The sequence below is a fragment of the Lentzea terrae genome (assembly GCF_003265345.1).
Lineage (GTDB): Bacteria > Actinomycetota > Actinomycetes > Mycobacteriales > Pseudonocardiaceae > Lentzea > Lentzea terrae.
In genome coordinates, this window is the sequence record NZ_QFWW01000008.1 from 520,711 (window position 1) to 529,759 (window position 9,049).

The 9,049-nt window shown below is 67.0% G+C and carries 8 protein-coding genes; 4 read left to right on the plus strand and 4 right to left on the minus strand.

Going from position 1 to position 9,049, the window contains the following annotated elements; translation table 11 throughout:
• The first annotated feature begins 37 nt into the window (after window positions 1–37).
• Entirely contained in the window at window positions 38–3,166 is a 3,129-nt protein-coding gene (locus DI276_RS16565) for an NAD-glutamate dehydrogenase domain-containing protein (RefSeq protein WP_112264205.1), read from the plus strand.
• Window positions 3,167–3,263: 97 nt separating this feature from the next.
• On the opposite strand, the gene DI276_RS16570 is transcribed toward DI276_RS16565, so the two are convergent.
• Entirely contained in the window at window positions 3,264–3,548 is a 285-nt protein-coding gene (locus DI276_RS16570; RefSeq protein WP_198680671.1) for a proprotein convertase P-domain-containing protein, read from the minus strand.
• Window positions 3,549–3,655: 107 nt separating this feature from the next.
• Here DI276_RS16570 and DI276_RS50925 point away from each other — a divergent pair, with 107 nt between their 5' ends.
• Window positions 3,656–4,000: a hypothetical protein gene (locus DI276_RS50925; protein ID WP_112264207.1), complete on the plus strand. Its 345-nt coding sequence runs from the start codon at window positions 3,656–3,658 to the stop codon at window positions 3,998–4,000.
• Here DI276_RS50925 and DI276_RS16585 read toward each other — a convergent pair.
• The 3 genes from DI276_RS16585 to DI276_RS16605 form a co-directional block, all read right to left on the minus strand.
• Window positions 3,982–5,007 carry an alpha/beta fold hydrolase gene (locus tag DI276_RS16585; RefSeq protein WP_408610547.1) on the minus strand — a complete coding sequence of 342 codons (1,026 nt, stop codon included), beginning with the start codon at window positions 5,005–5,007 and terminating at the stop codon, window positions 3,982–3,984. The genes DI276_RS50925 and DI276_RS16585 overlap by 19 nt on opposite strands.
• Window positions 5,008–5,253: 246 nt before the next feature.
• Window positions 5,254–5,790 carry an Ltp family lipoprotein gene (locus DI276_RS16590; protein ID WP_198680672.1) on the minus strand — a complete coding sequence of 179 codons (537 nt, stop codon included), beginning with the start codon at window positions 5,788–5,790 and terminating at the stop codon, window positions 5,254–5,256.
• Window positions 5,791–6,855: 1,065 nt separating this feature from the next.
• Window positions 6,856–7,128 (minus strand): GlsB/YeaQ/YmgE family stress response membrane protein, encoded by a 273-nt coding sequence (locus DI276_RS16605; protein WP_112264209.1) that lies wholly within the window; start codon window positions 7,126–7,128, stop codon window positions 6,856–6,858.
• A gap of 527 nt (window positions 7,129–7,655) precedes the next feature.
• Between DI276_RS16605 and DI276_RS16610 the strand changes: the two genes are divergently transcribed.
• Entirely contained in the window at window positions 7,656–8,465 is an 810-nt protein-coding gene (locus tag DI276_RS16610) for a mechanosensitive ion channel family protein (RefSeq protein ID WP_112264210.1), read from the plus strand.
• Between the two features lie 183 nt (window positions 8,466–8,648).
• On the plus strand, window positions 8,649–9,049 hold a 401-nt coding region (locus DI276_RS50930; protein WP_198680673.1), incomplete at its 3' end, for a hypothetical protein.

Below are 9,049 nucleotides of genomic sequence, written 5' to 3' on the forward strand. Positions count from 1 at the left end.
TCGCCGGTCGGACATAGCCTGGTAGCGGAGGCGCGACATGGCTGTGGCCGACCTGCGCAGGGCACCGGCAGTGCCACCCCGCGTCGCGTGGGCGGCCGACGATTCGCGGCTCAGTTGCGTGGTCGGCTGGCGCGGCGGCCGGCCTCCGCTGGCGCACGTGTTGCCCTTGTTCGAGCACCTCGGACTGGTCCTCACCGACCACGAGCCCGATGAGGCCGAGGACAGCTTCGTGTTCGCGCCGGTCGAGGACCCTCGTCTGGACGAGTTGCTGCCGTTGCTCGCCGAGGCGTTCACCGCAGCGTGGGAACGTGAGGTGGACCGCGACGAGTTCGCCTCGCTGGTGCTCAAGGCGCATCTGAGCCCCAGGCAGGTTCAGCTCGTTCGCGCGGCCGGTCAGTACCTCCGCCAGGCGGGGCTCGGCGCCAGCGCGTCGTACGTGCGCGGCATCCTGTCGGCTCACCCGCAGTTCGTCCAGCACTGGATCGAGGTGTTCGAGCAGCGGTTCGACCCCAGCGGATTCCCACCGGTCGACAACAGGCTCGCGAAGTACGCCGACGCCGCCACGACCAGGGACGAGTTCAGGGTGCTCGACTGGTACACGGGTCTGGTGGACGCGGTCACGCGGACCAGCTACTTCCGGCGCGACCAGGCCGGCCGGGCACCGGCCACCATCGTGCTCAAGCTCGACCCGGCGAGGCTGCCCTTTCCCGCTGACCCCGCGGTTCGGGTGGAGACGTTCGTGCACCACCCGGACGTCGAAGGTCTGCACGTGCGGTACGGCCCGCTGGCCAGGGGAGGCCTGAGGTGGTCGGATCGGGCCGAGGACTACCGGGATGAGGTGATCGCGCTCGCCAAGGCCCAGCAGGTCAAGAACTCACTGATCGTTCCAGCCGGAGCAAAGGGCGCGTTCGTCGTGAAGGCCTCCATCGCCGATCTGGCGCCTGCCGAGTCGGCGGACGTGGTGCGTCGCTGCTATCGGCTGTTCGTGCGTGGCCTGCTGGACGTCACTGACACGATCACCGATGCCGGCGTGGTGACCCCACCCGCCGTCGTGGCCATCGACGGCCCCGACCCGTACCTCGTGGTGGCGGCGGACAAGGGCACTGCGGCCTTCTCCGACCTCGCGAACGCGGAGTCGGCCGAGTCCGGGCACTGGCTCGACGACGCGTTCGCCTCCGGTGGCTCCACCGGCTTCAACCACAAGCTGCTCGGCGTGACGGCACGAGGAGCCTGGGTGGCGGTGCGCCGGCACTTCACCGAGCTCGGCATCGACCCGGAGCAGGACGAGATCACCGCCGTGGGGATCGGCGACATGTCAGGAGACGTCTTCGGCAACGGCATGCTCCTGTCCAACCGGCTTCGCCTCGTCGCCGCCTTCGACCACCGGCACATCTTCCTGGACCCCGATCCCGATCCGATGACCTCGTTCGCTGAGCGAGCGAGGCTTGCCGCACTGCAGGGATCGTCGTGGGCGGACTACGACCCCGTGTTGATCTCTGCCGGCGGCGGTGTGTTCTCGCGGTCGGGCCGAGCTGTCGCGCTGTCGAGGCAAGCGCGGGCCGCGCTCGGTGTCGACGCGGAAGTGCTGTCTGCCGACGAACTCGTCAAGGCGGTGCTCCAGGCGCCGGTGGACCTGCTGTGGAACGGGGGGATCGGCACCTACGTGCGGGCCTCGCACGAGTCCGACACCGATGTGGCGGATCGCGGCAACGACCGGGTGCGGGTGCCGGTCGACCGGCTGCGTTGCCGCGTGGTCGGCGAAGGGGGCAACCTGGGACTGACCCAGCTCGCGCGCATCGAGTTCTCCACGGCCGGAGGACGCGTGAACGCCGACTTCATCGACAACGCCGCGGGAGTCAACACCTCCGACCGCGAGGTCAACCTCAAGATCCTGCTGGGTTCGGCGGAGCAGTCGGGGCTCATCGACCGCATGCGGCGCAACAGGATCCTCGCCGCCTGCTCCGCCGAGGTCGTTGATGCCGTACTGGTCGACAGCGAGCGGCTGACGCTCGCGATGAGCGTCGAGGAGGGATACGGCCTGACGGCCCTGGACCGGCACGAGCAGGTGATCCACGATCTCGAGACCCACGACGGTTTCGTTCGTGTCCGCGAACACCTGCCCGACGCCCAGGAGATCGAGCGGCGGCGGGCAACTGGTCGCGGACTCACCCGGCCGGAGATCGCGGTGATTCTGGCGCATGCCAAGAACCTCGTGCACGAAATCCTGCGGAAGAGCACCATTCCGGAGGATGCCGGGATGGCGGACGTCCTGACCGGCTACTTCCCGGAGGCCCTGCGCGAGGAGTACGCCGAGCAGATCTCGTCTCATCAGCTGGCGCGCGAGATCGTCGCGACGCGGCTGGCCAACGAGCTGATCAACCGGGTCGGCCCCGGTTTCATCTATCGCGTCGAGGACCGCACCGGCGCCCCCACCGATCAGGTGATCAGGTCGGTGCTGGTCGTCGAGAACCTCCTCGGCCTGAACGAGCTGTGGGACGGGCTCGCGCCGTACCCCGTCACGCCGACCATCCCGCTCCGGCGTTCGCTCGAGCGGGCCTTGGAGTACAACGTGGCGTGGCTGGTTCGGCGGAAGAGCAAACTGGGGGCGATCGACGCCGAGGCGGCGGTGTTCCGCCCTGCCGTCGGCCGGCTCGGCGCGGCCATGGCCGCACAACCTCCCGCTGAGGACGGTTCGTCGCTCGGCGGGAGCCTGCGCGACCTCGCCGGCCTCGGCATCTCCGAGGAACTGCTGACAGCCTGCTGGGCGGCGTCGCGGATGCAGGCGGCTCTCCCTCTGGCCGCGGCCGCTGAAGACAGCGGGTTCGACGTGGTGGACCTCCAGATGACCTGTGCTGCGGCGGAGGAGACCCTGGGGCTCACATGGCTGTACGCCACGATTCCGATCACGCCGGCGGACTCGCACTGGGTCCAGCTGGCCAAGGCCGCTCTGCGTGACGAGCTCACCGCGCTCACCGTCGCGATCGCCACCGACGTCCTCGCGGCCAACGGCCTGCACGAGTGGACGCGCAAGAACCACGACGCCCTCTCCCGCGCCCGCTCCGCCTATGCCGGGCTGGCCGGCAGCACCGACATCGACGTGGCGATGCTCACCGTCGGAGTGCAGGTTCTCCGGGACCTGTGCCACGCGGTGGGAGCCCGCGGGTGACTCTCCAGCGGCAACGTTCTGTGTGGACGATGCCGGTTCGCCGACCTCGGCGCAGAATCTGTCAGTCTCCGATGACACTCACGCACCACGACCTCGATCAGAAAACGAGCTGCCAGGAGTCGACGTAGCCGCTGTCGGTGGCGCGGTAGACGTCTTGCACCCGTAGCCGCCACACGCCGTTGGCGGCCTCGCCGGAGGCGTTGACGGTGTGGGGAGCTGCCAGGTTGGCGGAGTCGTCGGACTCCTTGGCGGTCAGCAGCGGGTAGGCACTGCCGTCCGGCGCGAGCAGGTCGATGGTCAGGTCGCCGCGTGCGCTGTGCTTGATGTCCACGTTCACCCTCAGGTTGGCAGGGGCATTGCCCGTGCGGCCGGAAACGGTCACCGGGCTGGTGACGGTGCCGGTGCCGGGGATGGCCGCGTGCGCCGACGATCCAGGCGTCGTGACCCGGCTCGATCAGGACCGCGTCGCCGGGGCCCGCCTCGGCCTCGGTGCCGTCGTCCATCCGCACGTGCATCCGGCCGTGCTCGACGGGCTTCCGGATCGAGGCGGCACGGGCCTGCGCCCGCGCGAACGACCTGGGCAGGGCACGCCGCCACCTCGCCGAGGCGGAGCGGATCAGCGGGCTGTGGCAGGGCGGTCCGTGGTCGGCCGTGTTGTGGGAGGTCCGGGCCGAACTGCGCCGCGCGGCCGGGCAGACCACCCAGGCCGCCGCGCTGTTCCTCGAGGCTGCCGACCAGTTCACAGCGCTGCGCAGGCCGATCGAGGAGAACCGCTGCCGCGGCCGACCGTTGAACTCAGCCCGTGGCGGACGCCGTCACGAGCCGCTGGGGTGAGTGGCCTGGTGCACCGCATCGAGGATTTCCGGTGCGACTGGCTCCTGCTGGGCGCGGTTGAAGTGGCCGGTGCACAGCATCGTGCGCCAGAGGTTGTGGTCGTGCCGGGCAGCCGCGGTGGCGGCGTGGAAGTCTGCCAGCAGCGCGACGAATCGTTCGGGATCGGCCTGGTGGGGAAAGTGACCGGCGCCCGTGAAGATCTCCAGGCGGCTGTTGGGCATGGCCGCCCGTGCGAGATCCGCGTGGTCGATCGAGACGACCCGGTCCCGATCACCCCACACCAACAGGGTGGGGATCCCGAGGAGCAGATAGGTCCGGTCGAGCATGGTGACTGTTTGCCCACGCCAGTCGACCGCGGACCGCAAGGTCCTCAGGAACGCTCGTCGGCTGGTGTCGTCGGCCAACGAGCGGAACCGCTCCAGGGCGTAGTGGAGGTCGGACCCGAGTCCGAGGCCACCGACGTCGCGCACGAGCGGGGCGAGAAGCGAGGTGGCCAGCAGGACCGGCGCAGTGGTGGCCAGTGAGATGACCAGGTCGGCGCCGGGCAGGCAAGCCAGCCGAAGCAGCGGATGCACGTGCTTGCCGATGCCGCCGCTTCCCACCAGAACGAGCCGTTCACACCGCTCGGGAAACTGGTAGGCGAACTGGATCGCCACGCCACCGCCGAGCGAGTGTCCGACCACGGTCACCCGATCGATGTCCAGCACAGCCAGCAGATCCCGCATGCCACACGCGTACCCGGCAACGGAGTAGTCGGCACTCGGCTTGTCGGACCCTCCGTGGCCGAGCAGATCCGGTGCGATCACGGTGAAATGCCGGGCCAGCTTCGGCAGCACGTGCAGCCAGGTGGCCGAGCTGTCGCCGATCCCGTGAATGAACAGCAGGGCCGGGCCACTGCCGGCCATCCTGAACGCGCGGCGGTAGCCGTGCACGACGACATGTCGCAGGCCGAGCTCGTCCTCGAGCGTGCTGGCTGCTGTGTCGATGCTGTCGTCGGACTTCGTCAAGGTGGTCGCTCCGATGACCGGGCCGCTGATCCGGCATCCGCGTCCGGTCCTCCATTTTGCAGGGAGAAGCGACCATTCGATGTTTGTCGTGAGCCACCCGTTGGGCTGAATCGCGTCGTCGCCCGCCTGCGAGCCCAGGACGGGTCTGGGCCCCGACGCAAGCTCCTGCGGTGCGGTTGTTCCCGCCGAGCGGCACGAGGTCGTTCCTCCTCGATCGGCAACGTGATTCCGCAACATGTCACGTCGTCAGTCGTTCAAATGGGCAATGGCATAGTCCGCCTCCGCCACCGTGAACTTCTCGCCGTACTCGGAGGTCAGCTGATCGTGAATAGCGGACGGCGACATGTGCATGGTGTCCTGATAATTCTTCGCACTTGCCAGGGCTTGAGCGTTCCAGTCGGCCTTCAGGTTGTCGACCGCATACTGTGCGGCAGCCGCGGAAAACTTCTCGCCGTAGTCGGATGTGAGCTGATCGTAAACTCCCTGCTTCGACATGTGCATGAGATCGACGTACGACTCGGCCTTCTTGAGGGCGGACCTGTGCTCAACCGGCACGGCTGCTTGCTTGCTCTCGGTCGTTGGTGCGGCCGCAGGTTTCGTTGGTGCTGCCGTTGTGGCCGCTGGGGGAAGTGGCACGTCGGCCGTCGTGGTGATCGCTGACGCCGTCGGTTCGGTCTTGCCTGCCCGTACGGTTTCCGGCGATGAGCCGATCAGGCTGATGAACACCACGAGGACGAAAACCCCACCGGTGGTGATGCTCGCAATCTTGATCGCCTTTGTCACGTTGCCTCCGCCGTGGTCGAGTCGTCCGCTCTGCGCTGAGGTCAGCACTGTGTTGAGGCGCAACCGTCTCGGTGACCGCAGGATCGCCCGCGCCAGTTCCCTCCACTTCCGAGGCAAGACCTGCTCGATGTAGATAGCGGCCACTCGGAGCGTCCGATCAGCTGCTGCTGCAGGGTTCACCTCATCGGGTGATGAGTCACTTTGGCGCCCTCGCCACCGTCACCCGCCCGCAATCCGATCGGTTGGTTGCGAACTTCCTCAGGGGGCGTCCGCAGACCCGAGACGCGCTCGTTGCGCAGACCGCCGACATCTCCGCACCGCTTGGCAGAACTCTCAGCTGGGACCAGGACCGCGAACTCATCCTGCACGAGGAGATCGCGAGGCACTGACAGGATTCCAGATCTACTTCTGCGACCCGCACTCACCGTGGCAGCGCGGCCTCAACGAAAACACCAACGATCTGCTGCCATCACCTTCCAAGAGGTGCCGACCTCACCGTCCACACTGGACGCGACCTTCAAGGTGGCCCATCAGCTCGACGACCGGCCGCGTCTGGTCCTCGGTGACAGGACTCCATGAGCCGCTTGGCCAGCTGCTGCGACACTCCGCTCTCTGAATCCGGATCGGCCGTCGCACGTTGATCGTGCAGCCCGACGCATCCGTTGTCACCGCGTCGTGCCACGCGATGGTGGAGGCGGTACTCGGCGCGGCACCGCCGGTGCTGATCGCCGGCGAAGGGCGAATGGCAAGCCATGACGCGATCGCGTGGCATCTTCCCGCGGTGCACAGCCTCAGCAGTGCTCATCCGGTGCCGTTCGACGAGTTGGCCACGCAGAGGTCGCAAATTTGCGATATTTCGTGTCTGAAGGGGGTTTGTGTCCCCGCAGGTGGCAAGCTTGCGCGGTTTGTATGTTCGCGCGCTATTGGATAGCTCGAACCGGTGTAGTCACGCCCACATGTTTTGAGCGCCGCGCACGCAGATTGAATTCTGATCGCCCGCGGGCGCGCTTCCACCGCCAGCGAGGACGTGCGGCGGCAATGGATCACCGCAAACCAGGCTGACCGTCACAGGATCGACTTGCGCCGACGGGTGCCGGCGACGAGTGCGACGCCGACGGCCGCGATGGCGACCTGGATGGCCACCTCGATCCAGTCGATGCCTTCGGTGTTTTCGACGCCGATCCCTCGGGCGATCGCTGTGCCGATGAACGCGGCGACGATGCCGACGAGGATCGTCAGCCAGATTGGCGTCTTCTGCCTGCCAGGAACGATCAGTTTGGCGAGTACGCCGATGACCAGGCCAATGATCAAGGCGCTGAGGATGCCGGTGATGTCCATGACGTCTCCACTCATTTGTCGACGGCGGGTGTCCCGCCGCCTGAGCGCTTCCCCCGCGACAACGTGCCGGCGGAACAAGCCCGCCGCGCCATCCCGCTCACGTTGATCGCGTTTGGAGCTGTTGTGGTGTGTGGATAGCCGTGGTGGAAAGCGTCAAACGCCGGTCATAAGTGGACGGTGCGCCACTTGCGACGCTCGGTGTTCGTGCGCTCGCAAGGTGTCGCAAGATGAGTTTCCTGCCTCTCCGCAAGGCCTCGCTTTGATCTTTGAGTCGCCACGATGAAGCCTCCTGGCAGGCGTCGGTGACGGTCTGCTGTGGCGGAGTCGAAATCTGTCGCCTTTGGTTGGCTCAGTGTGGATCTTATATCTCCGGCGCCGTTCGGTCCGAAATGGACGGTTGCGGGGATATATGTGAGAAGACAGTTTCTTGTGGACGGTGTGGGGGTAGTCGGACAGGTAGATCGAGACGGTCTGCCGCGGGCGTCGGTGTGTGAGCACGTGCGTGCGCCGGAAGGAAGTGGAATCGAATGGACATTCGTGGCGCGTGGAACGATGTTGTTCGCAACATCATATTGTGGGCGCCGAAGGTCGTCATCTTCCTGATCATCCTGCTGATCGGCTGGTTGATCGCGAAGGCCTTGCGCAAGGTGGTGAAAGTACTCCTGGAGCGGGTCGGCTTCGACCGCGCGGTGGAACGCGGAGGTGTCAAGAACGCTCTCGCTCGGTCCAGATACGACGCCAGTGGTCTCATTGCGACACTGGTCTACTACGCGGTGTTGCTGGTTGCCCTGCAGCTGGCTTTCTCCGTGTTCGGACCGAATCCGGTCAGCGACATTCTGTCGGCGATCGTGGCGTGGCTGCCCAGGGCGATCGTGGCGGTCATCATCGTGGTCGTGGTCACCGCTGTGGCCAACGCCGTCGCCGAACTCATGCTCGGTGCGCTTGGCGGACTGAGCTACGGCAGGGTGCTGGCCAGGGTGGTGCAGGCGATCATCATCGGTCTCGGTGTCATCGCCGCGCTCAACCAGATCGGTGTCGCGACCCAGGTGACGACCCCGGTCCTGATCGCCATCCTCGCCACCGTCGGCGGCGTGATCGTGATCGGTGTCGGCGGCGGTCTGTTGCGGCCGATGCAGCAGCGGTGGGATCGGTGGCTCAACCGCGTGGAAGCGGAGATTCCGGAGGCCCGGGCGCACACCGAGGCGTACCAACGGGGTCGCGAAGACGCCATGCGTGACCAGGATGTCGCATTCAGCGAACGCCCACGGCACGCGGCATCCGAGACCATGCCACCGGTCGGGCCCCGGACTTCACCCCCGGAAGGACCGCGGCCGTAACAACCACGCGATCTGGGCCCTGCGCGCGTTCCCCAGCCGCGGACACATCAGTTGACCCAACCGGTCGGGACGACGGCCACCGGGAAGCGGTTCTCTTCGCGCCACACCGGCGGTCGTCGGGTCCGTCGTGGACTCACAACGGCATTGATCGCAAAGGAATGAACTATGAAAACAGGAGCGCGCATGGCGCTGGGGGTCGGGATCGGCTACCTCCTCGGGCGCTCGCACAAGATGCGGCTGGCACTGATGGTCGCGGCGGCAGGGGCCGCGGGCAAGGTCGGCTCACCGGAGGCGTTGTTGCAGCGCGGTCTCAGCGCATCCCCAGAGCTGGCGAAGATGACCGAGACCATTCGCGGTGAGTTGGTCGGCGCCGTCAAGGCCGCCGCCCTGAGCGCGACGAGCAGCCGCATCGACTCGCTGAGTGATCGGATCAGGAACCCCCGCAAGGCACTGGACGACACCGAACCTCCAGAGGACGAAGAGGACGAGGACCTGCAGGACAGTGCCACGGATCAGGAACCCGACGAGGAGTCCGAGGCACCTGTCCGGCGCACTCGCCGTTCGGCGTCGGGCGGCGGTGCTTC

What these genes read in the sequence shown, in the direction of transcription:
- DI276_RS16565 (WP_112264205.1), top strand. Translation starts at nt 38, where the DNA reads ATGGCTGTGGCCGACCTGCGCAGGGCACCGGCAGTGCCACCCCGCGTC.
- DI276_RS16605 (WP_112264209.1), bottom strand. Translation starts at nt 7,128, where the DNA reads ATGGACATCACCGGCATCCTCAGCGCCTTGATCATTGGCCTGGTCATC.
- DI276_RS16610 (WP_112264210.1), top strand. Translation starts at nt 7,656, where the DNA reads ATGGACATTCGTGGCGCGTGGAACGATGTTGTTCGCAACATCATATTG.